Genomic DNA, 26,257 nt, shown 5'->3' with positions numbered 1-26,257 from the left:
CGTGCGATTGGTCGCACGCTTTTTTTATATCTGTCTAGCACGCAGACTCATCTCTTTATTTCTGTTTTATTCATAGTTGTGCATATTGAGAAATAAAGAGGAAAGCATGAAAACTTTCATCATAGCGTGGTTTCTTATTCTACTCGTAGGGTGTGATAAACACGCATTAGTTGTTGAGGCGAGTAAGCCAGAGTTTGATCCTATCATTCAGCGAGTAGAACAAGGACAAGCAGCAAACCTGCATAGCTTACTAGTGTGGCAAGATAGCCAGTTGACGTTGGAACTGTATCGTCAAGGTGGTGGGCTTGATGGTAATCGTCAAACACCAAATGTGCCTGTCGGGCAAGAGGTTGTGCATAATGTGCATTCTGTCACGAAATCCTTTGTCGCTACGCTGATTTTCATCGCTATTGATGAAGGCAAAATCGAAGGGTTAGATACGTCAATATTTGATTTCTTTCCTGAGTATATCGAGCCAGATAGAAAGGCGAAGCTAGCGATAACATTACGAGATGTTCTAAATATGTCCACAGGCTACGCATTGGGCGAATTGTCCGTACCATATGGACAAGGCAACATTTTTTCTCGTCATTACAATGCGAAGGACTTAAAACAGCAGTTTCTTTCCACTCAATTAGCTTTTGATCCAGGAACAAAGTTCGCGTACAGCGGTCTTTCTACAGTTGGTCTTTCTAAAGTAATTGAAAAAGTATATGGGCAATCATTTACGAAAGTAATGAAAGAGAAGATTTTTTCCCCTTTAGATATTGAAGAGTATCAGTGGTTGCCAAACATTGGCAGTGGCGAAGCAGGAGCTGACTGGGGGTTACGTCTAACATCCCGAGATATGGGTAAGTTTGGCTTGATGTGGCTAAACAAAGGACAATACAACGGAACGCAAATTGTTGATAAAGAATGGTTGAATGAACTCAGAAAGAGTAAGTTCTATTCATTTGAGATGGGGTATGGGTTACATTTTTGGCAGGTTTCTAACGTTGAGAATGGCGTTGCGGCAGTAGGGATAGGAGAGCAGTACATTGTTGCCATTCCGAACAAAAATGCAGTGATTGTCACGACCGCTGGGAACTACGAAACAAGATCTCGACCAGTGTTAACTCTGATCCAGCAATTGGCCGAGTTACTTTAATTCAATGTTTACAAATAAAAAACGGAGCAAAAATGCTCCGTTTTTTATTTGCATCCGAAAATCAAAGATTAACGAGCGCGGAAGACGATGCGGCCTTTTGATAGGTCGTATGGAGTCATCTCTACAGTTACTTTGTCACCCGTTAGGATACGGATGTAGTTCTTGCGCATCTTGCCAGAGATGTGAGCAGTCACAACGTGACCGTTTTCAAGTTCAACACGGAACATAGTGTTTGGTAGAGTGTCAAGGACAGTACCTTGCATCTCGATTACGTCTTCTTTAGCCATTTAATCCTCTTTAGAAATTAGGCAATATTAGCGAGCGTTATTGTGCCGCTAAATAGGAATTATGTAAAGTTGGGGCGTATTCTACCCTTGCCAACGCTGATTTACTAGCCTTTGGTGGCGTTGAAAACGCGTTTTGTAGTTCATTGCTGGACATTCATCAATCTGATAACCCAAATATAGCCACTGCTCGTTATTTTGTTGGCAGTAGTTCACTTGGTACAGCACCGCTAGTGTACCGAGTGAAAGTGGGTAGTCTGGATCAAAAAACGTATAAAACGCGCTAGAACATTGTGTCATCACATCAGTCACCGCTACACCAAGTAGTTGATTTGATTCATCATAGATGTGCAAGAACAACGTTGTCAGCCAAGTCGTTTGTGCAAAACGTGAGAACTCATCTCGCTTTGGAGGGTACATGGTACCGTTTTTGTGTCGCTTGCAAATGTAACGGCTGTAGAGCTCAAACCACTCGGCGTCCATCTCCGTTTTCATCTCCCAACGCAGATTTTTGGCTTTACTGAGCAGTCGTTTTTGACTTCTAGATAGTACGAAATCAGGTATCGATATGCGAATAGGCTGGCAAGCATGGCAACGCTCGCAATGTGGTTTGTATATTGTATCTCCGCTGCGACGAAAGCCATTAGCCATCAATAGTTGATAGTTTTGTTCAGTATGTAATTCAGCGTCCAATGCCACCGCAACACGCTCTTGTCGCTCCGGTAAATAGCTACAAGGATGGTTGTTGGTTAACCCAATTCGAATGTGTTGTAGATCTGTGCTCATGATTCTGAATCCTGCAAAACTTGGGGCGTAAAGGTGTCAGAAGCCGTTTGCTTTTCTCTTAAAGATAGTAGCTTTTGTATGAACTCGTCTCGGTCAAGTTCAAATGCGCCGAGGGATGCCAAGTGCGGGTTCATCACCTGACAATCTATTAATTGACCATGCTTTGACGCCAAATGCGTGCACAAATACCACAATGCGATTTTTGATGCGTTGTCTTTCAAACTGAACATGGACTCGCCACAAAAAAGTTGACCCACGCTAATGCCGTATAAACCGCCAACAAGCGTGTTGTCATGCCATACTTCTACTGAGTGGCAATGCCCTAGGTTGGATAGCTGAATATAAGCGGCTTGCATCTCTTCATTCAGCCATGTTTCATCTGCTGGCCGTGTCGACGAGCAAAGTTGAATGACGCGCTCAGTCGCTTGATTTATAGTGACTTTATATTGATGCTTGCGCTGAAACTTTTTAAGACTTTTTGATGGCTTAAACGTTAAAGGATCAAACACCGCACGTGGCGAAGGACTCCACCATAAAATGGGTTCTCCTGGACCATACCAAGGGAAAATACCTTGGTAGTAGCCACTCAAAATTCTATGTGGATCTAAGTCTCCGCCAAAAGCCAACAGACCATTGGGATCTGACAGAGCTTCGTAAGGGTATGGGAAGTTGAACGTTGAATCGAGTTCAGTTAAATAGATTGCCATAGAAAAGTACTGACCAATATCGAACCAAAGGAACTTGTGATGACTCGAGTTAGAAAATTTTTGAAAGTATGTCCTTGGATCATACTGTTTTTACCCCTTTTCGCCAATGCAGCGTACCAAAGGAATGTCGCAAAACCAGTGAATGAAGTGGTGTACGGGAAGATAGATTCAGTGCGTTACATCACTCAACAAGAAGTTGTGCAATCGAAAAGCAACGGTTGGAAAACTCTATTAGGGGCAACCATTGGTGGTTTAGTTGGCAACCAGTTTGGTGGTGGCACGGGTAAAGAGGTAGCAACGGCGGTCGGCGCACTGGCTGGCGCTGCGGTTGCGCAAAACCAAAGTAATTATCAATACACAGTTGAATATAAGTTGGTTGAACTGCTAATTAAAGTTAAAGGCGATAAACTGATCAACGTTATTCAGGATGTTGATAAAAATATGCTGTTTAGCCGAGGGGATGAAGTTCGTATCTTATATTTCGATGATGGAGTGCGCGTAGATTTAGTGTACTGAGTGGGTGTTTTAGCGTCAATTTTATCGTTGACTAATTATTCAGAAATTAGCGCAGATTTGCTCTGGTTTTGTGCCGGTTTTTTCGTTAGTCTGAATCCACGAAGAATTGTTTAGCTCTCACAACAGCGTGAATTGAGAGCACAAAGGATTATCAACTTTTAATGGAAAGCCTAACGTTACAACCGATCAATAAAATTCAAGGGGAAGTGAACCTTCCTGGTTCCAAAAGTGTTTCGAATCGAGCACTTTTACTCTCTGCATTAGCAAAGGGGACGACTCGTCTCACCAACCTTCTCGATAGTGACGACATTCGTCACATGCTAAACGCACTCACTAAACTAGGCGTGAAGTACACATTATCTGCAGATAAAACAGAATGTGTAGTTGAAGGCCTTGGTCGTCCGTTCTCAGTATCAGAACCTGTTGAGCTCTTTCTGGGGAATGCGGGCACAGCCATGCGACCTTTAGCAGCCGCACTTTGTGTTAGCCAAGGTGAATATGTGCTTACTGGCGAGCCTCGTATGAAAGAACGACCAATTGGTCATCTTGTGACTGCATTGCAAGAGGCGGGAGCAGATATTGAATATCTGGAAAACACAAACTACCCACCACTAAAGATTGTCGGTACTGGTCTGAAAGCAGGCACAGTGTCGATTGATGGTTCTATTTCTAGTCAGTTTCTCACGGCTTTTTTGATGTCTGCACCACTTGCCGAAGGCGAAGTGCGTATTAAGATTGAAGGTGATTTGGTATCAAAGCCTTACATTGATATTACGCTGCATATCATGAAGCAGTTCGGTGTCGAAGTGATCAACAACGACTATCAAGAGTTTGTGATTCCAGCTGGTCAGCACTATGTTGCGCCTGGTGATTTTCTTGTGGAAGGGGATGCTTCGTCGGCCTCTTACTTTTTAGCGGCGGCTGCAATCAAAGGCGGTGAAGTCAAAGTAACTGGCATCGGTAAAAATAGCATCCAAGGTGATATTCAATTTGCTGATGCGCTAGAAAAAATGGGCGCAGAGATTGAATGGGGCGATGATTACGTTATTTCCCGCGTCGGGAAGCTTAAGGGCATCGATATGGATTACAACCATATTCCAGATGCAGCAATGACCATCGCGACGACGGCTTTGTTTGCTGAAGGTACCACGGCAATTCGCAATGTTTATAACTGGCGTGTAAAAGAAACCGATCGTTTGTCTGCAATGGCAACAGAGCTTCGTAAAGTTGGTGCGGAAGTGGAAGAAGGTGAGGATTACATCATCGTTAAACCAGTACCTCACCTTAAACATGCGGCTATTGATACCTACGATGATCATCGTATGGCGATGTGCTTTTCTCTGGTGGCGTTAAGCGATACACCAGTGACGATTAATGACCCTAAATGTACGTCCAAAACATTCCCGGATTATTTCGACAAGCTTAAAGCGTTGAGCAGCTAGATCTCTAACTGAAAAGCCAGAGCGATGATGCTCTGGCTTTTTTGTCTTAATTTGCTGTTATTTAATCAGCGTAAATTCTTTAGAAAGGTGATGGGCTAAGTATTTGAACATATTGAATACTGCCGTAGTATTTGCGGTTGGTAAGCCTTTGTCATCAAGGAAGTACTCACCTTTAAATACCAAAACCCCGTCTTTTTCTTCTACGCTTGTCGCTCGCATTCCGTTGATGTAATCATCGTGCTCTTGGATGATTTGGTTTGCGATTAAAAGAAGGTCGAATTCTTCAATAAACTTTCTATCAGACATAACGTTCTCATCATTCATTACAAATTAAAAAGTGTGGCGAAGTATACCCATATTCTTTAAGGGTTTGCATGATTAATTCCATCACCACGTTGGTTGATTTGAGGCGAGGGTTAACTCAGTACTGAGGTTACGTGGATACAAAGTGGCTTTCAGCGCAACAACCTAAGGTTGCGCCATATTGACAGAAAATATTTTGTGATGAGTAACAAAATTTATTGCATTGGATTAGCAGTAGCAAAGTTTGCCTGCTTAGATATGCCGCTCAATACCTTTCAGACCCCTGTCTCTTTGAAGTATAAAGACGATGAATTGTCAACCAATCGGATCTGAATTTCAAAAAAGCAGTTGATCTTCTTTTCATCTCGCACAATAGTAAAAAAAGAAGCAATGAAATAGAACACTATGCGGGTGACCTTAAAACGAGGTTTCTACCCGCATTATTATGAAGGACGTTAGAGTCAGTTATGGGTAAATCACTCGTTATAGTGGAGTCTCCAGCCAAGGCAAAGACGATAAATAAGTACCTTGGTAAGGACTTTATTGTTAAGTCTAGTGTTGGTCATGTGCGTGATCTGCCTACGGCCGGTCAAAGCACTGGTGAGAAGAAAGCTGCAGCTATCTCAACAAAAGGGATGAGCGCAGAAGAGAAAGCGCGCGTTAAAAAAGAAAAAGATCGTAAAGCGCTGATCAAAAAAATGGGGATTAACCCATATCATGACTGGGAAGCGAACTATCAGATTCTTCCGGGTAAAGAAAAAGTCGTAAGCGAACTACAAAAATTAGCCAAAGATGCTGATTGCGTTTATCTCGCAACCGATTTGGACCGCGAGGGGGAAGCAATCGCATGGCACCTTCGTGAGATCATCGGTGGCGATGAAGAGCGATACAAACGAGTAGTCTTTAACGAAATTACTAAAAATGCTATCCAACAAGCTTTCCAGACTCCTGGCGAGTTAAATATGGATGGCGTTAATGCGCAACAAGCACGTCGATTCATGGACCGCGTTGTAGGTTTCATGGTTTCTCCATTGCTATGGAAGAAAGTGGCACGTGGCCTGTCTGCTGGTCGTGTTCAATCTGTAGCGGTGAAGCTATTGGTAGAACGTGAGCGTGAAATCAACGCATTTGTGCCAGAAGAATTCTGGGATATTCACGCAAATACCAAAACTAAAGATAAGTCAGATTTCAAACTGCTGGTTGCGCAGAAAGATGGCGTTGCGTTTAAGCCTGTTAACGAAACAGAAACCAAGGCAGCCATTTCTGTCCTTGAAAACGCAAGCTACGAAGTGTGTAAGCGCGAAGACCGCCCGACGAAGAGCAAGCCTTCCGCGCCATACATCACATCAACATTGCAGCAAGCGGCAAGTACCCGTTTAGGTTACGGCGTTAAGAAAACCATGATGTTAGCTCAGCGTCTGTATGAAGCGGGTTACATCACTTATATGCGTACCGACTCGACTAACTTGAGTGCGGAAGCAGTTGATGCTGTTCGTGACTTCATTGGTTCAGAATTTGGTGACAAGTATCTTCCAGCTAAGCCACTGACGTACGGCAGCAAAGAAGGTGCTCAAGAAGCGCACGAAGCGATTCGTCCATCTGATGTATCAGTGAAAGCAGAAGACTTGCAAGGTGTAGATGCGGATGCTCACAAGCTTTACTCACTGATCTGGAATCAGTTCGTTGCGTGTCAAATGACACCTGCAGAATATGATTCAACCACAATCAGCGTAAAAGCGGCGGAATACACGCTAAAAGCGAAAGGTCGTATCCTTAAGTTTGATGGTTGGACTCGCGTACAGCGTCCAATGGGCAAAAACGAGGACACAATCCTTCCTGCGGTACAACTTGGCGATAAGCTAAGCCTAGAGTCACTTGACCCTAAACAGCACTTTACAAAGCCACCTGCGCGCTTTACGGAAGCGGCATTGGTTAAAGAGTTAGAAAAACGAGGCATTGGTCGTCCTTCGACTTACGCATCGATCATTTCTACTATTCAAGACCGTGGCTACGTAAAAGTAGATCAGCGCCGATTCTACGCTGAAAAAATGGGTGAAATTGTTACTGACCGTCTTGATGACAGCTTCAACGATTTAATGAACTACGACTTTACTGCGCGTATGGAACAGAAACTGGACCAAATCGCAGAAGGTGAAGTGAACTGGAAAGCAGTACTCGACAACTTCTTTGCGGATTTCACTGGTGATCTAGAAAAAGCCGAGTTAGATGAATCTGAAGGTGGTATGAAGCTAAACCACATTGTGATGACGGATATCGCGTGTCCGACATGTGGTCGCCCTATGGGTATTCGTACCGCTTCTACAGGCGTATTCTTAGGCTGTTCTGGTTACGCATTGCCACCTAAAGAACGTTGTAAGACAACCATTAACTTGGGTGACGAAGAAGGTATTATCAACGTTCTAGAAGAAGACGTTGAAACGGCTGCTCTTCGTGCGAAAAAACGTTGTCCGATCTGTGAAACTGCGATGGACGCGTACTTGATTGATGACAAGCGCAAGATGCACGTTTGTGGTAACAACCCGAACTGTGAAGGCTATGTTGTTGAGTACGGCGAATTCAAAGTGAAAGGCTACGATGGCCCTGTTGTTGAGTGTGACAAGTGTGGCTCAGACATGGTGCTTAAGAACGGCCGCTTTGGTAAATACATGGATTGTACGAGTGAAACTTGTAAGAACACCCGTAAAATCCTGAAGAACGGTGAAGTAGCGCCACCTAAAGAAGATCCTGTGCACTTCCCTGAATTGCCATGTGAAAACTCAGATGCATACTTCGTGCTTCGTGATGGTGCTTCTGGCCTATTTATGGCGGCAAGCAACTTCCCTAAATCGCGTGAAACAAGAGCACCTCTAGTCTCTGAACTGGCGCGTTTTGAAGAGCGTCTACCAGAGAAGTTTAAGTACCTAACAACGGCTCCTCAAGAGGATCCAGATGGTCGCCCAGCCGTGGTTCGCTTTAGCCGTAAGACGAAAGAGAACTATGTTCGTTCAGAAGACGACGGTAAACCAAGTGGTTGGACTGCACTTTACGTTGATGGTAAGTGGGAAATCACTGATAAACGTAAAAAAGCGAAAGCTTAAACTCAACTTGTAAAATAAAGGCAGCAAATACGCTGCCTTTATTTTTATATCCACCTGTCTAAGCGGGTTTCCATCTGCTCCTTTCCCTACCGTTTTTAAGCTCTGTTTTCCCAGTTTTAACGATTTGTTTTGTCTGAATCTACAAGTGTCTTTTCTGTAAACAACATTCAGTTGAACTATTCATTTTATATTCACACATTTGTTATATCTTGGTATTTCAAACATGAACTGTAGTTAACGCGTTCGTAAATTGTTTTCACAATGTAATCGCTTACTTGGCCTTGTGTGATCTGGATATCGTCTTGAGCAAGTAACCTTTGTATGCAACACAGAACGGCATATTAAAAATTGTAATTTAGATTCTGGTTGGATAATTTATTACAAAATTAGTGCAATTGTATGCATTTATTTAGCGTCAAAAAATAAGAACAATTTGAATATTTGCATACTGGAAAATGCAATAGCTTTTTTATCTACACTGCAAGGGCTCAATAGAGGCTCAGGTGTAGGTGCAACAATGTATTCGCTTGACTCCCCGAGTTTTACTCATTCAAGTGAGTACTAAATCCAAGCTATAACGATATGGAGAACAACGAATGGCTGGTGTTTTGGGAATGATTCTTGCTGGCGGTGAAGGCTCTCGTTTGAGACCTTTAACTGAATCCCGTAGTAAACCTTCGGTACCTTTTGGTGGAAGTTATCGGCTGATTGATTTCGCTCTAAACAACTTTGTAAATGCGGATTTGATGCGCATTTATGTCCTTACTCAATTTAAATCTCAGTCACTTTTCCATCACTTGAAAAAAGGGTGGAATATTAATGGTATTACTGATCGCTTTATTGACCCAATTCCTGCGCAAATGCGTACGGGTAAGCGTTGGTATGAAGGCACTGCAGATGCTATCTATCAGAACTTACGTTTTATGGAGCTTGAAGAACCGGATCAGGTTTGTATCTTTGGCTCTGACCACATTTACAAGATGGACATCAAGCAGATGCTGAACTTCCATACGGAGAAGAAGGCGTCATTGACGGTGTCTGCACTGCGCATGCCACTAAAAGAAGCTTCTCAGTTTGGTGTAATAGAGGTTGATGCTGAAGGCAGAATGATTGGCTTTGAGGAAAAACCCGTTAATCCAAAATCGATTCCTGGAGAACCAGATTTCGCGTTAGTCTCGATGGGGAACTACGTATTCGAAGCACAAGTTCTATTTTCTGAACTCGTGGAAGATGCAGACAATGAAGCTTCTTCTCATGATTTTGGTAAAGATATCATCCCGAAAATGTTCCCTCGTGGTGACGTTTTTGTCTATGACTTCAGCACCAACAGAATCAGTGGTGAGAAAGAAGAGGTTTACTGGCGTGATGTAGGTACGATTGATGCGTACTGGCAAGCGCACATGGATCTATTGGAAAAAGACGCGCCATTCTCTTTGTACAACCGTAAGTGGCCTCTTCATACCTATTACCCACCATTGCCACCTGCAACGTTTACCGATTCAGACAATGGTCGAGTGCAGATCATCGATAGCTTGGTATGTAATGGCAGTTATGTGCGTGGTTCTCGTATCGAGAAGTCAGTACTTGGATTTCGCAGCAATATTGCATCCGCGTGTGATATTAGCGAATGTATCCTATTAGGTGACGTAAAAATTGGCGAAGGCTGTGTGTTACGTCGTGTTATTGTCGACAAGGATGCCGATATTGCACCTGGAACTCAAATTGGTGTGAATCTTCAAGAAGATAAAAAGCATTTCCATGTGTCGGAAGAGGGCATTGTTGTTATTCCGAAAGGAGCACGAGTTGGCTACTAACAACTTATCCATTCTGTTTGTAGCTTCTGAGGTTGAAGGTCTTATTAAAAGTGGTGGCTTGGCAGATGTTGCCAAGGCACTGCCGGAAGCCCTTCAAAACCTACAGCAAGATGTAAGAATTACGATTCCTGCGTACACCAGTATCGAAAGATTAGCGGACGCAGAAGTTGTGCTAGAAACAAATCTAACGTCATGGCCGCATACAAAGTATCGAGTTCTATTGCTTACGTTAGGAAACAATCCTGTCTATCTGATTGATTGTGAGCCGTACTTCAATCGGCCATCAATGTATGCAGAGAACAACCAAGCGTATACCGATAATGGTGAGCGTTTTGCGTTTTTCAGTGCTGCATGCCTCGACATGTTGCCGAAGCTGGCGTTTCAACCTGATATCATCCATGCAAATGATTGGCACACAGGGCTGGTTCCGTTTTTGCTTAAGCACAGGTATGGCAATGATCCCTTTTTTGCTCATACAAAAAGCGTCATTTCAATTCATAATGCGGTCTTTAAAGGCGTATTTAGTTATGACGACGTACAGTGTTTGCCTGAGTTTCACTGCCGAAACGTTCCCGATGCTGCGGTGAGTACCACGCATATTACTATGCTCAAAGCTGGCGTAATGAATGCCGATAAGATAAATGCAGTCAGCCCAACGTACGCTGAAGAGCTAAAGACAGAACTTGGCAGTCATGGAATGGCATGGGAGTTTCAGCAACGAGCAGGGGATCTAGTCGGAATTTTAAATGGTTGCGATTACAGTGCTTGGAATCCGGAAACTGATGTTTATTTGCCAATGAACTATAGTGCCCACAAACAAAGTATGGTTCTAGGTAAAAACACTTGTAAGCGCGCATTACAGCAGAGGCTAAACCTTGCTGAAAAAGACGTAGCCATGTTTGGTATGGTTTGTCGTTTGACTCAGCAAAAAGGCGTGCATTACTTGCTGCCGGCTTTGGCTGATTTTTTGAAGCATGATGTTCAAGTCGTTGTTGTTGGGACGGGTGATCCCGTTTTGGCTGCACAATTGGAAGAGGTTGCGGCGCAATTCTCTGACAAGTTTGTGTTTGTTGAGGCGTATGACAATGAACTCGCGCATTTAGTTGAAGCTGGTTCGGATTTCTTCTTAATGCCTTCTGAATTCGAACCATGTGGCTTAAATCAGATCTACAGCATGGCTTATGGCACCTTACCTATCGTGAGAGGGGTAGGTGGCTTAAAAGACAGTGTGAATGATTACGACGTAGACCCTTGCGACGCTACTGGATTTGTATTTTATGAACCGACGTCTCAAGCGCTGCTACTTACTATGCTGCGAGCGTTGCTGTTGTATGCGCAAAACCTGACGGAAGTGCAAAGAGTACAACTGCATGCAATGCAAAAAGATTTCTGCTGGAGGAAGGCCGCAGAATCGTATTTGCAACTCTATCGTTCAGCGTTAAATTGACGCAAGTTTGATAAAAAGTGTAACCAAAGGCACCTATTGAGGTGCCTTTATTACCTTGGCTTTACGGAGTGTGATAGGATTCTGTCACTCTCTATCACAAAGAATCTTACTTATACTGACTCATGACTCAGCCACTGCTTTTTCACAAAACCTATCTGCATCCTACTAGTAATGAGTGGGTTGTTTTCGTGCATGGTGCTGGTGGCAGTTCTTCGATATGGTTTAAACAAATTAAAGCATATAAGCAGCACTTTAATTTGTTGCTGATCGACTTACGAGGACATGGAAAATCCAATCAGCTTTTGAAAGAGTTGATAACTAGTCGTTACACCTTCACGGAAGTGACGCAAGATATATTAAAAGTGCTGGATCACCTAAAAATCCAGTCGGCGCACTTTGTTGGCATGTCGTTGGGTACGATCATTGTTCGAAATTTAGCGGAGTTGTCTTCTGAAAGAGTTCGTTCGATGGTTTTAGGCGGTGCGGTGACACGCTTGAATACGCGTTCGCAGATTTTGGTTAAGTTGGGTAACTTCTGTAAACATATCTTGCCTTATATGTGGTTGTATAAGCTGTTTGCCTACATTGTGATGCCTCAACGAAGTCAGCGTGAATCAAGGCATTTGTTTATTCGAGAAGCAAAGAAGCTGTGCCAAAAAGAGTTTAAACGCTGGTTTATTCTTGCCGCGGATGTAAACCCATTGATGAAGTACTTCAAAGACAGAGAGTTACCCATACCGACATTGTATTTGATGGGTGATAGAGACTATATGTTCATCCAACCGGTGAAAGAGATGGTTGCAGCGCATAAGCTCAGTATCTTGCGTGAAATTCCAAACTGCGGTCATGTCTGCAATGTAGAGCGTCCTGAAGATTTTAACCAACACTCTATCGAATTTATAAAGCAACAAAGTATCGTCGCCTAGCCATCAATATAGACACCTGAGAAATGAGAGAATAGGGGAACGATCATGGCTCCCCAATTTGATATCCACATTGCCAACACGCACCAAACTGTCCTTCGTTGTGTTCAAGACAATGAGGACATTGCCAGTCTTCATATATGTTGCTTTGTGACTGCTGCCTAAATGCTTCAATAATTGAGTGAGCTTTCAATTGTTGTTCTGGATCTAATAGCCAAACATAAGGATCAGTATCATCGCCAAAAGGAAGCTCACCTTTCAGACCAAAAAGTCCTTCTCCACGCACCTCACAGCATATATCTTCAGTTTTTAATAGTCCACATACGATGTGCGCTTCTGCTGGATTTTTCGCGATAAAGATTTTCATCAAATACTGCCATTTGGCTGAGTAGGGGTTGGCCTGACCTTATTCATAACCCATTTTACGAGTATTGGAAACAGCCCCAGCAAAGCAAAAGATGCTAATACCGTCGGGGATACGATACCAGAAAGGCTATCAATGGTTGCTAACTGAGTACCAGCGTTAAGGTAAACGGCAGTACCAGGGAGCATGCCTATTTGACTGGTTAAATAAAAGCGCGCAATGCTCATAGGTGTTAATCCCATCAGTAGGTTGATGAGGAAAAATGGGAACACTGGAATCAAGCGCAAAGAAAACAGATAAAAAGCGCCATCCTTTTTTACTCCTTGGTTAATCGCAACAAGCTTTTCCCCAAATCTCGATTGAACCCAATCCCTAAGCAAATATCGGCTACTCAAAAAAGCTAAGGTCGCACCGATCGTACTGGCAAAAGAAACCAAAAGTAAGCTAAACCAAAACCCAAACAAAGCTGCGCCTAGCAAAGTAACCACTGCTGCTCCGGGAATAGAAAATGCGGTAATCGCAACATACGCTAAAAAATACACCGTGGCGGCATAGACGATGTTGGCTTCGATGAATGAATTGAGCGCTTCTTGCTGCGCTTTTGCGTTTTCAAGCGTTAGATATTGACCAAAATTAGCGCCTAACAAAAGAATGGTGGCAACAAGTATCAGTCCAAAGATAAGTTTTTTATTCATGTGTGCTCCGTTTCTATATCTAGGCTACCGCTTAAAGTATTCATACTGAATATTGTTTTAACAATCTCGTTATCGAAACTAAGTCGTTGCGCTGAAGATACGGGTGTTTTGGGATTTACAAAGGAGTAGACACGAGGGGAGCTAAAAAAATTTCATAAAAAAACCGCAGTTCGCACTGCGGTTTTAGTCGATAGATTAGAGCAGACTTCTGTTACGAAAGGCCATTCATTAATTCTTCACGACGAGACTGGGGAACTACACTCCAGTGTGTGCCGTTAATAGCACCTTCTAAGGCCCAAAGTAGCTCAAGGCTAACTGTGGTGGAGTGCGTGTCTCTGATCGCTTTATAAGCACTTAGTGCGCCTTCTTCTTCAAGTTGAGCAACAGAATCAATACCCGCTTTCTTAAGCATTCTTTCTGTAGCCAATCTCAGATTCGGCAGATCTTTCAAGCGATTAGGCTTAGTGCTCGCTTGTTGTTCTTTCTCAAGTTTTGCGTTTTCTAAGGATTTTTTCGCTACTTCAATTAAGCGATCGCTAGATTCCCATAGTTCGCTGGAAATAGCGTAGTACTTAGTAACGACTGGGAAGCCACGTTTTTTATAAACGTAAGGCTTTAGACCCTGTGTCTCGAAGTCAGATGAAGTTTGTTGGTCTGCTCGTATATGAAGCTGGTTGTTTACCACTAGTGCAAACATCGTTTCATCAGCGAAAAGTCCGAAGCCACCAAACATTGAGCGCGACTTGATAGTACCAAGTGCCTCAAATAGCTTCATAGAGTCTTTGAGTATCGGTTTATCCATGTTTTGTTATCTCGGTGTAATTAATATTACGCCACCAAAAGTCAGGTCCGAGAGAGTAGCAAACGTGCGCAAAGGCAATGTCATTAAAGGGTAAAGACATTGGTTGCACACTTGCCATCGGTAACCCCGCTACCTTCCATATACTACTATGGTTCAGGCCGGAGGCTTTGCGTCCCACCCTTTCGGATGGTTTGCCCTGTGCGTGACCAGATGAGGATACTTCGTATATTGAATTAACATCACACTTTAGATTTTAAAACGTGATCTTGATTCAATAAATAATGCCATTTTGTGCATGGGTACTCATAATTGAGAATTGTATTTAATGTTTGAAAAGAAGCGGGAATTAATAATTCACATGTAAAGAAAACAGTAACTTATGGAAGTTATTGTTTTTAAGAATGAGGCAAAGTGTGCGGGAAGTGTTATTTTTTTAATAAAAAAAAGCGCCCCTAAGGGCGCTTGTGTTCATTTAATTAAGTTTCTTAACGGTGTTGCGGATAACAATCTCTGGTTGCATCTCGAACACACGCTTTTCGTGTTCTTTATCTTTAATGCGTTCAAGTAGGATCTCAAACGCATTTTTACCCACACGACGTTTAGGTTGGTGAATCGTTGTTAGCGGTGGTGAGAAGTACTCTGCAAGTTCAATGTTGTCGTAACCGATAACAGAAACGTCATCTGGAACCTTGATGCCGTTTTGTTGCAGACGGCTCATTAAGCCAAGTGCCATGGTATCGTTAAAACAGAATACTGCAGTAGGGCGTTTTTCCATCGCGGTGATCTTGTCTGCAACCAGTACCGCAGTATCGCATTCAAAGTTACCTTCAAGAATCCAATCTTCATTGATTGGCAGTTTTGCTTCAGCCATGGCACGACGGAAACCAGCGATACGCTCTTGGCAAGCAAGTTTCTCAAAGTGACCACTCAGGCAGGCGATGTCAGTGTGGCCGTTATCGATAAGATATTTAGTTGCTAGGTAGCCACCTTCTTCAGAGTTATCGATGATCTTGTCCGCACGAGAACTCTCTGGGCCCCAATCCATCACAACTTTCGGGATGTCTGAATGACGATCTAACATCTCTTTTAGTTCTTCGGTTAGATCTGAACACATCACCAAAATGCCATCTACACGTTTCTCAGCAAGCATGCGGATGTAGTCGCGCTGTTTCTCGTAGATGCCGCCAGTATTACACAAGATCAATGTGTAACCTTGACGGTAGCAGTAACTTTCTACACCGTCGATCACTTCAGAGAAGAATAGGTTAGTTGACTGTGTTACCAACATACCAATAGTACGAGTTGAGTTGCATTTTAAACTACGAGCAACTGCGCTTGGTGCGTAGTTAAGCTCATCAACCGCTTTCATTACTTTTTCTTGGGTTGCTTCTGCAACAAAACGTGTCTTATTAATAACGTGCGAAACTGTGGTAGTAGAAACGCCGGCTAAGCGAGCAACGTCTTTTATAGTGGCCATAAATGATGTCCTGTATCGAGCTACTTAATACCGTAGTGAATACAACCATACGCTTAGTTTTTTGCGCAAACTAAACACCACAACAACAGTAGTGTCTATTCTAGTAGGCAGCGGTTGTACCGAAATCGGTATAAAAAGATTTGTAGCAACTTGGTTGAAGGTACTCGGCTTCCTACTAAATATGAGGAAGTGGTTATCAACCTATTAATAAAAAACAAAAACCGCTATATTTCAGCGGTTTACATATAAATCATATTTAATCGTTTGCGTTCACATTTTAGCCCTATGTGGGCTGACTGGCAATATTTTCAGCAAGAGTTTTGTGTATTTGAAGTCACATTTTGACTGCTAAATGAACGAACGTCTTTGAGCCAGATTAAAAGCAAGCGAATAAAATAGGGAGCCCGACAGGCAGGCTCCCTAAAAATAGGCGGTGATTATTCACCAAGAAGGTAAGCGCTGTCCAGTTTACAAAATGCAATTAATAGTTGCGCAACGCTTAAGTAGAAGCCAAATTCATCAAATTGCTTACATTTTTCAGCAAATTTTGGCAACCAAGACATGAGTTGATTTTGGATGAAGTCATTTTGTTTAACGAAAGCCTCTTCCATATGTTTTTCTTGCTCTAACTCATTTGAGCGAATGATCATGTTGCCCAAAAAGTCCAATTCGACAGCAAGATGGTCTGCTGGTTCTTTGAGGTTTTCGTCTACCTGAACCCCAAAATCTGCCATCAGTTTTTCCATTTCTTCTGCAGGTTTGTCATTAAGCAAACCTGATTCACCAATGTACATAGAAGCGTACGGTAGTGCCCCATACTTATCTGTTTTTAAGAACAGCTCGCAAAAATCTGCTGCAAGTTCTAGTTGAGCATCATTGCGGTCTTGGAGTCGGTTTAGGGCATCAACTAGGCGATCAACGGCTGGCTTGAGTGATTCGTTCTCACCTAAGCCCGCTAAAAAACTGCGAATTTCAACACTGTGGTAGGTTTCTAGTTCTTTTTCGCTGAGTTCTTTAGCGAATAAGCTCGAAAACCACCAGTAAATTTCAGCACGCTTTTCATTAAAAGCTTTCACTTCTTGCATTTTTGGCTCCTGAAGGATGCTTCGAGTATTGCATCATAAAGTCAATTAGGGATATCCCCTAAGTGTAATCAAATAAGATGAATAGCAGTAACTATAATTATTGTTGATTATGTTGAATTGTGTGCACTTATTAACGGTGATGGGCAAGCTTGTTTTGAATCAATAAAAACGCTAAATCTTGCTTTTTAATGTATCTATGACTAGAAATGTTACTAGTTATGAATAGAATCCGTCTTGGATAATAAGAAGACAGAAAGTGGTGTAAATGAGCTATCACGTATTAGTCGTAGAAGATGATGTTGTAACTCGTAGTAAGCTTGCGGGATATTTCCAAAATGAAGGTTACAAAGTTAGCGAAGCAGAAAGTGGCGCGGAGATGCGCGAAGTTCTGCAAGGCGGTGATGTAGACCTTATTATGTTGGATATTAACTTGCCGGGCGAAGACGGCCTAATGCTTACGCGTGAGCTACGCAGTCAATCAGACATCGGCATCATATTGGTAACAGGACGCACGGATAGCATCGACAAAATCGTAGGCCTAGAGATGGGTGCAGACGATTATGTTACAAAGCCTTTTGAACTAAGGGAATTACTAGTTCGAGTTAAAAATCTACTGTGGCGCATTTCTGCGGCGCGAAGTGGAGCAAGTAAAGCGGCAAGCGAAACAAACGATGAACATATTGTTCGCTTTGGTGAGTGGACATTCGATATTCAGCGTCGAGCACTTAGCCGTAATGGTGAGCCAGTAAAACTAACCAAAGCAGAATATGAGCTTTTGGTGGCGTTATCGTCTTACCCGAATCAAGTGCTGAGTCGTGAACGTATTTTGAATATGATCAGTCATCGAGTTGATGCTCCAAATGATCGTACGATTGATGTTCTTATCCGACGCATGCGCGCTAAGATGGAGTTTGATCCTAAGAACCCACAAATTTTTGTGACCGTTCACGGTGAAGGCTATATGTTCGCAGGTGATTAATCACCATCAGACAAGCAGTAAAGAAAAAGGAGAGCCAATGCTCTCCTTTTTTGTGTTTATAAATCGGGTTTATTCCGCTTCCACCATCGGCGTTTGCCCTATGGTGTCACGCAGTCTTTGCCAAACGCTACCAAGGTATTCATGCCAAAACAGTTCAGTTTGCTCAAGGTAGCGAGCTTTAGGTGAATACTTGTCCCACGGTTGGCTAACTTCGTCTATCGCTAAGAAATTCGTTGGAGCAGGGATGGGTTTAATTCCAGCTGCGTTAAACTCGTACAGCGCACGGCTCATGTGGCTCGCTGACGTGACTAGCACAATCTCTTTTTGTTGAACAAAAGCGGCGGCTTGTCTTGCTTCTTCCCACGTGTCTTTTGCGTCTTCCAACAAAATAATGTCGGATTTTGCAACACCTAATGCCAAAGCAACGTTTGCCATCATACGAGCATGGCTGATCTCAGAGCCACCATCATAACCTGATAAAATTAGCTTTGCGCCTGGGTACATACGCAAAATACGAATGCCTTCCGTTAATCGCATCAACGCCGCGCGGCTTAATTGCGATGTTGGTGGAATTTCGTCATCGACCACGTGGCCATTACCCAGCACCATAACGTAGTCAATGGTACCTGACACAGGTAAAAAGGCCTTATGCTCGCGCTCAAGTGGCATGAGAAGCTTGGTTGAAACAGGTTGGAAGGCAACTAGAAAAAGGCCAACAAAAGAGAACAGAACAACGAAGCAGCCAGTTTTACGTTTTGTGGTAAAACTAATGAGAGCAAGACCTAACAAGCCTATCAGTAGCAATGCCGGAAGCGGCATAAGCAAGGCTGACATTACTTTTTTCAGCTCAAACATACATAAATAGTCCGAAAAAACATCAATTGATAATAAAAATGAGGGTGACCCTCTTTATTCCTGCTTTCCTTGTGCCAGAATAGCGGCACAATCCGATATGATAACTCAGCAGAAGTGACAGAAGACCGCAATTTCGACGATATCGCCCACAAATTTGCAAAAAATATTTACGGCTCCGATAAAGGGGAGATCCGCCAAATCATTGTGTGGGAAGATTTTCTACAGATTCTAAGTGAATTGGATGCGAGCCAGCAACCCCTAGAAGTACTTGATGCAGGTGGTGGTTTAGCACAAATGTCGCAAAAGCTTGCTAAGCTCGGACATCGTGTTGCGTTATGTGATCTATCTTCGGAAATGCTGCAACTAGCCAAACAGGATATTGAAAAAAACGGTTTGCTTGAGCAGTATCGCCTGATTCATTCGCCTGTTCAGTCCATTGCGGAGCACATGGAAGAACAGGTGGATCTCGTTATGTTCCACGCTGTCATGGAGTGGCTCGTTGATCCTAAAACGGCGCTAGAGACAGTATTGGAACAAGTAAAGCCGGGGGGCATCGCATCAGTGATGTTCTATAACCACCATGGTTTAGTCTACAAAAACGTGGTTTGTGGCAACATTCCTCATATTTTAGACGGCATGCCCCACCGAAAAAGATTTAAACTACAGCCGCAAAAAGGCTTGAAACCGGAAGATGTCTATCACTGGATAGAAGAGGCTGGTTTTAGCATTTGTGGCAAATCTGGTATTCGTTCCTTTAGTGATTACATAGGTAATATGCAATACATGGGCGATTACGAGTTTGAAGATGTGTTGGCGCTAGAAAAACAACTATGTCGACAAGAGCCATACCTCTCATTAGGCCGCTATATTCACGTGTGGGCCAAAAAGAACGATAAACAGGAATAACAATGAGTGAGATGACTCTCAATGCTGCAGAGCAACCAATCGATGAGTTGGTTGGCTGGGTTAAGCAGCACGATTTCTCGTTGAACCTGACCACAGAGCGATTGGCATTTTTGATTGCCATCGCCGTACTGAGTAATGAAAGGTTCGACGAAGAACTGGGTGAAGGTGAACTGCACGATGCGTTTGCCATCGTCACTCGACTATTTGATGAGACTGGCGAAGCCTCCGCTTTTCGTGCGAACAACGCCATCAACGAGATGGTCAAGCAGCGTCTTATTAGCCGTTTTGTCAGTGAAATTACTGACGGAGCGAGCATTTACCGCTTGTCGCCTTTAGCGATAGGAATTACCGATTACTACGTGCGTCATCGCGAGTTCTCAAGACTGCGTCTGTCTATCCAACTATCGATGGTAGCGGATGAAATGGCGAAAGCGATTGAAGCGGCACAAAAAGGTGGCACACCGGGCCACTGGAAGAAAAACGTGTACGGAGTTTTAAAATATTCTGTAGGCGAAATCTTCGATCAAATCGACCTCAACCAACGTGTAATGGATGAGCAGCAGCAATCTGTGAAACAACAAATTGCCGACCTGCTAAACAAAGACTGGCGTGAAGCGATCAACAACTGTGAAGCACTTCTGTCAGAAACATCAAGCACGTTGCGTGAACTTCAAGATACGCTGCAAGCCGCGAGTGATGAACTGCAAACTCAGATCCTAGATATTCAAGAAATTGTTTACGGTGATCCTGAGCTTGAGTTCATCGAAGAAGCCTTGTTTGGTCTGCAAATGAAGTTAGACCGAATCACAAGCTGGGGCCAGCAAGCGATTGACCTCTGGATTGGCTACGACCGACACGTGCACAAGTTCATCCGTACCGCTATCGATATGGATAAGAACCGTGCATTTAGCTCGCGTCTGCGTCAATCGATAAAAGACTATTTTGATATGCCTTGGTATCTGACTTTTGCAGATGCAGAAAGGCTTTCCGACCTTCGTGATGAAGCTTTGGTACTGCGTGATGACGAGGTAACCGGCCAAGTTCCGATGGAAGTGGAATACGAAGAATTTCAACAAGTCAATGATGAGCTATCAGAACGCATTGGTGACATGCTAAAAGCGCATAAAGAGCAAGGCACGCCAATCGATTTGAGTGTGGTGCTGCGAGATTACCTTGCACAACACCCATACACTCATCACTTTGATTTAGCTCGAATTATCGTTGATCAAGCCGTACGTCTTGGTTATTCGGAATCGGATTATCAAGCGATTCAGCCTGACTGGAAAGCAATCAACGAATTTGGGGCAAAGGTACAAGCGAATGTCATCGACCGATACTAATGAATACATGTCAGATAATCTGGCAAAAGCAATTTCTAACCCTCTGTTCCCAGCGCTAGACAGCATGCTACGAGCAGGGCGTCATATTTCAACTGAAGATCTCGACAATCACGCGTTGTTGTCTGATTTCGAGCTTGAGCTTTCTTCTTTCTACCAGCGCTACAACACCGAGTTGGTAAAAGCGCCAGAAGGCTTTTTCTACCTACGTCCACGTTCAACATCATTGATTGGCCGCAGTGTTTTATCTGAGCTGGATATGCTGGTGGGTAAGGTACTGTGTTTCCTATACCTAAGCCCAGAGCGCTTAGCGCACGAAGGCATTTTCACCAATCAAGAGCTTTACGACGAGTTGCTTGCATTAGCAGACGAGAAAAAGCTGATGAAACTCGTGACGAACCGTGCAACGGGTTCGGATCTAGACAAAGAAAAACTGTTTGAAAAAGTACGTACGTCACTTCGTCGCCTACGTCGTTTAGGGATGATCATCAACATCGGTGAAACCGGTAAATTCAGCATTAGCGAAGCGGTATTCCGTTTTGGTGCTGATGTTCGTGTGGGCGATGACATCCGTGAAGCGCAGCTGCGTCTTATCCGTGATGGTGAAGCCGTAGTCCACACTAAAGAGCCGAGCCAAGGCAGCTTGCTGTCTGAAGAAGATCAAGAAGAACAAGCCCAAGAAGAAATGACAGAAGAGGGTGAAGCATGAGCATGATTGAACGCGGTAAATATCAATCGCTTACCATGGTCAACTGGAACGGCTTCTTTGCCCGTACGTTTGACATCGATGGTCTGGTTACGACATTGTCGGGCGGTAACGGTGCCGGTAAATCAACCACGATGGCAGCGTTCATCACAGCGTTGATTCCTGACCAAACGCTACTGCACTTCCGTAACACAACCGAAGCGGGCAGCAGCCAATCGTCTCGCGATAAAGGTCTATACGGTAAACTACAGCCGGGTGCGTGTTACGCAGCGCTAGACGTAGTGAACTCACGTAACCAACGTCTATTGTTTGCAGTAAAACTGCAGCAAGTCGCGGGTCGTGACAAAAAAGTAGACATCAAACCGTTTGTTATCCAAGGTCTTCCAAGCCATGTGAAACCAACGGATATCCTGGTTGAAAGCGTATCGGCGACTCAAGCGCGCGTACGTCAAATCAATGAAGTCAAAGATGCGATTGCGGAATTTGAAGGCGTTCAATTCAAAGCCTTCTCTTCAATCGTGGATTACCACGCGCAAATGTTCGAATTCGGTGTGATTCCGAAGAAACTTCGCAACTCAAGTGACCGCTCTAAATTCTACCGTTTGATCGAAGCCTCGCTTTACGGTGGTATCTCAAGTGCGATTACACGCTCACTGCGCGATTACCTCCTGCCACAAAACGGTGGTGTGAAGAAAGCATTCCAAGACATGGAATCGGCGTTGCGTGAAAACCGCATGACGCTAGAAGCGATCAAAACCACTCAGGCTGACCGTGACTTGTTCAAACACTTGATCACTGAGTCGACAAACTACGTGGCTGCTGACTACATGCGCCATGCTAACGATCGTCGCAACAAGCTTGAACAAACTCTATCTTTGCGCTCTGAGCTCTTTGGCTCACGCGAGACGTTGATTGAGCAAAACAATCTGCTTAATCGCGTTCAAGAAGAACTTGAGCTTTTAATCGAATCGGAATCGGCACTAGAGCAAGACTATCAAGCGGCTTCTGACCACTTGCAATTGGTGCAAAACGCACTGCGCCAGCAAGAGAAAATCGAACGTTACCAAGAGGATCTTGAAGAGCTTAGTGAGCGTCTTGAAGAGCAGATGATGGTCGTTGAAGAAGCGCAAGAACGCGTGATGATGGTGGAAGAGCAAGCAACCGTTGCAGAAGAAGAGGTGGACAGCCTCAAGACGCAACTGGCTGACTACCAACAAGCACTAGACGTTCAGCAAACTCGTGCTCTTCAATACCAACAAGCGGTTCAGGCACTTGAGAAAGCGAAACAACTACTTGGTGATGACTGCCTGACGGCAGAATCCGCGCAAGCACTTGTTTCTGAGCTTAAGAACAAAGAATCAGAAAGCACTAACGCGCTGCTATCGGTTAAGCACAAGCTGGATATGTCTTCTGCAGCAGCAGAGCAATTTGAAACTGCGCTGAAGCTTGTACAAAGCATCGTTGGGCAAGTCGAACGTAAAGATGCGGCTGAACAAGCGAAAATCGTCATTACGAAAGCGCGTGAATCTCAGCAAATCGCACAAAACGAACAACAATGGCGTGCTCAACATCGCGACCTTGAGCGTAGCCTTAATCAGCAACGTCAAGCGCGCGAGCTAGTGAATGAATACCAAAAGCAGTTCCATGTTGAACTGACGGACGAAATCACGTTTGAACAAGAACGTGAACGTCACGCGATGCAAATCGAAACGCTAGAAATGACGCAAGAAGAGCTGCGTGAGCAACGCAGTGAACAGCGTCGTCTAGAACAAGATGCTGCGGCAGAAATCAACAAGCTAGAAGCCATTGCACCAACTTGGATTGCCGCTAACGATGCGTTGGAAAAATTGCGTGAGCAAAGCGGTGTAGAGTTAGAAGATCGCCATGCAGTGATGAGCCACATGCAGGTTGTTCTGGAGCAAGAGAAAGAACTGTCTCTAGCGAAAGACAAACTGGCAGAGCGTCGCTCGCAACTAGAAAGCGAAATCGAACGATTGGCATCACCTGGTGGTTCAAACGATCCTCGTCTGAAAGGCTTGGCAGATACACTCGGCGGTGTGCTTCTATCTGAGATTTACGACGATATTACAATCGACGACGCACCTTACTTCAGCGCGATGTATGGTCCGGCACGTCACGCGATTGTGGTTTCTGACCTGTCGGGTATCGAAGAGAAACTGGTAGAGCTAGACGACTGTCCGGAAGATTTGTACATCATTGAAGGTGACATAGATGCCTTTGATGACAGCTCGTTTGACGCAGAAGAACTTGAAGGTGCGGTATGCGTTCGTATGAACGACCGCCAAATGCGTTACTCTCGTTTCCCTGAAATTCCATTGTTTGGACGCGCGGCGCGTGAACAGCGTTTAGAGCTACTGCGCAATGAACGTGAGGAAGTGGTTGAGAAGCACGCAAAAGCGGCTTTCGATTCACAAAAGATGCAGCGTCTATACCAAGCATTCAACCAGTTTGTGGCTAACCACATTCAAGTCGCGTTTGAAGCTGACCCAGAACAAGCATTGGCAAATGTTCGCGAAAAACGCGGTCAAATCGCCCGTGTATTGGCTGATTTGGAAGCGAAAGAACAACAACATCGTTCTCAGCTTCAGACTAGCAAGCAAGCTCTGTCTTCGTTAGACAAGCTCGCACCAAACATGGCTCTGATTGAAGACGATACGCTGCAAGCGCGTTTCGACGAGCTGGAAGAGAAAATTGCGCAATTGTCGGAAACGAAAGCGTTCTTGAACAACCACGCGAAAGCCGTGGCTGAGCTTGAAAAAATTGCTTCTGCACTTGATGCAGACCCTGAACAGTTCGATGCGCTAGAAGCAGAATACAAAGCCGCGGACGAGCAACTTCAAGAATTGAAGAAGCAGATCTTTGCCTTGTCTGATCTCGTTGAGCGTCGTCACTACTTTGCGTATTCAGACTCCGTTGATTTGCTTAACCAAAGCAGTGAACTTAGTGAGCAGTTAAAAGCGAAGCTGGTTCAGGCTGAGCAAATGCGTACACGCTCTCGTGAAGAGTTGAAACAAGCGCAAGGCCAAATGAACCAATACAACCAAGTATTGGCATCATTGAAAAGCTCGCACCAAGCGAAATTGGAAACCGTTCAAGAGTTCAAACAAGAACTGCAAGAGTTTGGTGTTAACGCCGATGAAGGCGCAGAAGAGCGTGCGATCCGTCGCCGTGATGAGCTGCACGAGCGTCTACACACATCTCGTAGTCGTAAGAGTGAATACGAGCGTACCATCACCTCTACTGAGCTAGAGATGAAAGGTCTGGCGAAACGTCTGAAGAAAGTTCAGAAGGAATACGCAGAGCTGCGTACCTTCGTGGTTGCTGCGAAAGCGGGCTGGTGTTCAGTACTTCGCTTGGCACGTGAAAACGATGTTGAACGTCGTCTTCACAAGCGCGAGTTGGCGTACATGTCTGCCGATGAACTGCGTTCAATGTCGGATAAATCGTTGGGTGCGCTGCGTCTTGCTGTTGCAAACAATGATGACCTACGTGATGCGTTACGTTTGTCTGAAGATAATGCACGTCCAGAGCGTAAAGTTCTGTTTTACATTGCGGTTTACCAGCACCTTCGTGAGCGTATTCGTCAGGACATCATCCGCACAGATGACCCAGTAGAAGCTATCGAAGAAATGGAAGTAGAGCTAGCGCGTCTGACTGAAGAGCTAACTCAACGCGAAAACCGTCTGGCAATCAGCTCTGAGTCTGTGGCAAGCATCATCAAGAAGACGATTCAGCGTGAGCAAAACCGTATTCGCATGCTAAACCAAGGTTTGTCGAACATCTCGTTCGGTCAGGTGAAAGGTGTGCGTCTAAACGTGAAGATCCGTGAAAGCCATGAAGTGCTATTGCATGGTCTGTCTTCGCAGCAAGAACAGCATAAAGATTTGTTTGAATCTCCACGTTTCACTTTCTCAGAAGCGATGGCAAAACTGTTCCAACGCGTGAACCCTCACATCGATATGGGTCAACGCTCTCCTCAGGTTCTGGGTGAAGAGCTCCTGGATTATCGTAACTATCTAGAGTTAAGTGTGGAAGTTAACCGTGGTTCTGATGGTTGGCTGCAAGCGGAATCTGGGGCGCTATCAACGGGTGAGGCAATCGGTACTGGTCAGTCAATCCTATTGATGGTTGTTCAGAGCTGGGAAGAAGAATCCCGTCGTCTACGCAGCAAAGACATCATCCCATGTCGTTTGTTGTTCCTCGATGAGGCGGCACGTCTGGATGCGAAGTCGATTTCAACGCTATTCGAACTGTGTGACCGTCTGGATATGCAGCTGTTGATTGCTGCACCAGAGAACATCAGCCCAGAGAAAGGTACAACCTACAAGCTGGTACGTAAGGTGTTTAAAGATCACGAACACGTACACGTTGTTGGTCTGCGTGGCTTTGGTCAAACAGATAAACCGAAGAGTGAAGTTCAAGAAATGATTGAAGAGTTTGAATCATAAGCTTGGAAGCATAAAAACGCCCGCAATTAAAGCGGGCGTTTTTGTATCTGATTAATAGGGAGATGCAGGTAACGGGCATAAAATAAGCCGAGGCTGTAGGACGACAGTCTCGGCT

At 44.2% G+C, this 26,257-nt stretch carries 22 protein-coding genes and 1 riboswitch; of the genes, 12 read left to right on the top strand and 10 right to left on the bottom strand.

Features of this window, described 5'->3' with window-relative positions; genetic code table 11:
• The first annotated feature begins 106 nt into the window (after positions 1 to 106).
• A complete protein-coding gene (locus ACF8OV_RS07400; protein ID WP_317676140.1) occupies positions 107 to 1,147 on the top strand; it encodes a serine hydrolase in 1,041 nt (346 codons plus the stop codon).
• Positions 1,148 to 1,215: 68 nt separating this feature from the next.
• Here the strand turns inward: ACF8OV_RS07400 and infA are convergent, their stop codons facing one another.
• The 3 genes from infA to aat form a co-directional block, all read right to left on the bottom strand.
• Entirely contained in the window at positions 1,216 to 1,434 is a 219-nt protein-coding gene (gene infA, locus ACF8OV_RS07395; RefSeq protein ID WP_001040192.1) for a translation initiation factor IF-1, read from the bottom strand.
• A gap of 81 nt (positions 1,435 to 1,515) precedes the next feature.
• Positions 1,516 to 2,217, bottom strand: a complete 702-nt coding sequence (locus ACF8OV_RS07390; RefSeq protein WP_024699955.1) for an arginyltransferase — start codon at positions 2,215 to 2,217, stop codon at positions 1,516 to 1,518.
• Entirely contained in the window at positions 2,214 to 2,924 is a 711-nt protein-coding gene (aat, locus tag ACF8OV_RS07385) for a leucyl/phenylalanyl-tRNA--protein transferase (RefSeq protein ID WP_203502859.1), read from the bottom strand. Before aat ends, ACF8OV_RS07390 begins: the two co-directional genes overlap by 4 nt.
• 39 nt (positions 2,925 to 2,963) lie before the next feature.
• Between aat and ACF8OV_RS07380 the strand changes: the two genes are divergently transcribed.
• Both ACF8OV_RS07380 and aroA read left to right on the top strand, forming a co-directional pair.
• On the top strand, positions 2,964 to 3,440 hold the full coding sequence (locus ACF8OV_RS07380; RefSeq protein ID WP_172440583.1) for a glycine zipper 2TM domain-containing protein: 477 nt from the start codon (positions 2,964 to 2,966) through the stop codon (positions 3,438 to 3,440).
• 161 nt (positions 3,441 to 3,601) lie between these two features.
• Positions 3,602 to 4,882, top strand: a complete 1,281-nt coding sequence (aroA, locus tag ACF8OV_RS07375) for a 3-phosphoshikimate 1-carboxyvinyltransferase (protein ID WP_025612445.1) — start codon at positions 3,602 to 3,604, stop codon at positions 4,880 to 4,882.
• A 57-nt stretch (positions 4,883 to 4,939) separates the two neighbouring features.
• On the opposite strand, the gene ACF8OV_RS07370 is transcribed toward aroA, so the two are convergent.
• On the bottom strand, positions 4,940 to 5,188 hold the full coding sequence (locus tag ACF8OV_RS07370; protein WP_005478953.1) for a YciN family protein: 249 nt from the start codon (positions 5,186 to 5,188) through the stop codon (positions 4,940 to 4,942).
• Positions 5,189 to 5,652: 464 nt separating this feature from the next.
• Between ACF8OV_RS07370 and topA the strand changes: the two genes are divergently transcribed.
• The 4 genes from topA to ACF8OV_RS07350 all read left to right on the top strand — a co-directional run bounded on the left by topA (position 5,653) and on the right by ACF8OV_RS07350 (position 12,470).
• A complete protein-coding gene (gene topA / locus ACF8OV_RS07365; RefSeq protein ID WP_029851655.1) occupies positions 5,653 to 8,283 on the top strand; it encodes a type I DNA topoisomerase in 2,631 nt (876 codons plus the stop codon).
• Between the two features lie 596 nt (positions 8,284 to 8,879).
• Entirely contained in the window at positions 8,880 to 10,097 is a 1,218-nt protein-coding gene (gene glgC, locus ACF8OV_RS07360; protein WP_023585404.1) for a glucose-1-phosphate adenylyltransferase, read from the top strand.
• The gene (gene glgA / locus ACF8OV_RS07355; protein WP_203502857.1) at positions 10,087 to 11,544 is read left to right on the top strand and encodes a glycogen synthase GlgA; all 1,458 of its coding nucleotides are present in this window, start codon (positions 10,087 to 10,089) and stop codon (positions 11,542 to 11,544) included. The genes glgC and glgA overlap by 11 nt, the downstream gene beginning before the upstream one ends.
• A gap of 122 nt (positions 11,545 to 11,666) precedes the next feature.
• On the top strand, positions 11,667 to 12,470 hold the full coding sequence (locus ACF8OV_RS07350; RefSeq protein WP_005495870.1) for an alpha/beta fold hydrolase: 804 nt from the start codon (positions 11,667 to 11,669) through the stop codon (positions 12,468 to 12,470).
• A 43-nt stretch (positions 12,471 to 12,513) separates the two neighbouring features.
• Here the strand turns inward: ACF8OV_RS07350 and ACF8OV_RS07345 are convergent, their stop codons facing one another.
• From ACF8OV_RS07345 to torD, 5 genes are all read right to left on the bottom strand, one after another.
• A complete protein-coding gene (locus ACF8OV_RS07345; protein WP_140113361.1) occupies positions 12,514 to 12,834 on the bottom strand; it encodes a putative signal transducing protein in 321 nt (106 codons plus the stop codon).
• Positions 12,834 to 13,526, bottom strand: a complete 693-nt coding sequence (locus tag ACF8OV_RS07340) for a TVP38/TMEM64 family protein (RefSeq protein ID WP_017448272.1) — start codon at positions 13,524 to 13,526, stop codon at positions 12,834 to 12,836. The genes ACF8OV_RS07345 and ACF8OV_RS07340 overlap by 1 nt, the downstream gene beginning before the upstream one ends.
• A gap of 211 nt (positions 13,527 to 13,737) precedes the next feature.
• Entirely contained in the window at positions 13,738 to 14,328 is a 591-nt protein-coding gene (locus tag ACF8OV_RS07335) for a TfoX/Sxy family DNA transformation protein (protein WP_005457243.1), read from the bottom strand.
• A gap of 116 nt (positions 14,329 to 14,444) precedes the next feature.
• A riboswitch (cyclic di-GMP riboswitch) is annotated at positions 14,445 to 14,534 on the bottom strand.
• A gap of 266 nt (positions 14,535 to 14,800) precedes the next feature.
• Positions 14,801 to 15,805, bottom strand: a complete 1,005-nt coding sequence (purR, locus tag ACF8OV_RS07330; RefSeq protein WP_005457245.1) for an HTH-type transcriptional repressor PurR — start codon at positions 15,803 to 15,805, stop codon at positions 14,801 to 14,803.
• 437 nt (positions 15,806 to 16,242) lie between these two features.
• Positions 16,243 to 16,890: a molecular chaperone TorD gene (gene torD, locus ACF8OV_RS07325; RefSeq protein ID WP_020904011.1), complete on the bottom strand. Its 648-nt coding sequence runs from the start codon at positions 16,888 to 16,890 to the stop codon at positions 16,243 to 16,245.
• Between the two features lie 265 nt (positions 16,891 to 17,155).
• Between torD and torR the strand changes: the two genes are divergently transcribed.
• On the top strand, positions 17,156 to 17,869 hold the full coding sequence (gene torR / locus ACF8OV_RS07320; protein WP_005457237.1) for a two-component system response regulator TorR: 714 nt from the start codon (positions 17,156 to 17,158) through the stop codon (positions 17,867 to 17,869).
• A 69-nt stretch (positions 17,870 to 17,938) separates the two neighbouring features.
• On the opposite strand, the gene elyC is transcribed toward torR, so the two are convergent.
• Complete coding sequence (gene elyC, locus ACF8OV_RS07315; RefSeq protein ID WP_097371717.1) at positions 17,939 to 18,724, bottom strand: envelope biogenesis factor ElyC; 786 nt, start codon at positions 18,722 to 18,724, stop codon at positions 17,939 to 17,941.
• Between the two features lie 114 nt (positions 18,725 to 18,838).
• Between elyC and cmoM the strand changes: the two genes are divergently transcribed.
• Genes cmoM through mukB form a run of 4 tightly spaced genes read left to right on the top strand, consistent with a single transcriptional unit; the run spans position 18,839 to position 26,142 of the window.
• Positions 18,839 to 19,630: a tRNA uridine 5-oxyacetic acid(34) methyltransferase CmoM gene (gene cmoM, locus ACF8OV_RS07310; protein ID WP_005495865.1), complete on the top strand. Its 792-nt coding sequence runs from the start codon at positions 18,839 to 18,841 to the stop codon at positions 19,628 to 19,630.
• A 2-nt stretch (positions 19,631 to 19,632) separates the two neighbouring features.
• The gene (gene mukF / locus ACF8OV_RS07305) at positions 19,633 to 20,970 is read left to right on the top strand and encodes a chromosome partition protein MukF (RefSeq protein WP_005483103.1); all 1,338 of its coding nucleotides are present in this window, start codon (positions 19,633 to 19,635) and stop codon (positions 20,968 to 20,970) included.
• Complete coding sequence (gene mukE, locus ACF8OV_RS07300) at positions 20,951 to 21,676, top strand: chromosome partition protein MukE (RefSeq protein ID WP_005483111.1); 726 nt, start codon at positions 20,951 to 20,953, stop codon at positions 21,674 to 21,676. The genes mukF and mukE overlap by 20 nt, the downstream gene beginning before the upstream one ends.
• 2 nt (positions 21,677 to 21,678) lie before the next feature.
• The gene (gene mukB / locus ACF8OV_RS07295; RefSeq protein WP_203502950.1) at positions 21,679 to 26,142 is read left to right on the top strand and encodes a chromosome partition protein MukB; all 4,464 of its coding nucleotides are present in this window, start codon (positions 21,679 to 21,681) and stop codon (positions 26,140 to 26,142) included.
• Positions 26,143 to 26,257: the final 115 nt, after the last annotated feature.

The organism is Vibrio sp. GLN_1 (assembly GCF_043106015.1).
In the GTDB taxonomy this organism is placed as follows: Bacteria; Pseudomonadota; Gammaproteobacteria; order Enterobacterales; family Vibrionaceae; genus Vibrio; species Vibrio parahaemolyticus.
The sequence above is the reverse complement of the archived record's forward strand: the minus strand, read 5'-3'. Positions and strand labels throughout refer to the sequence as shown.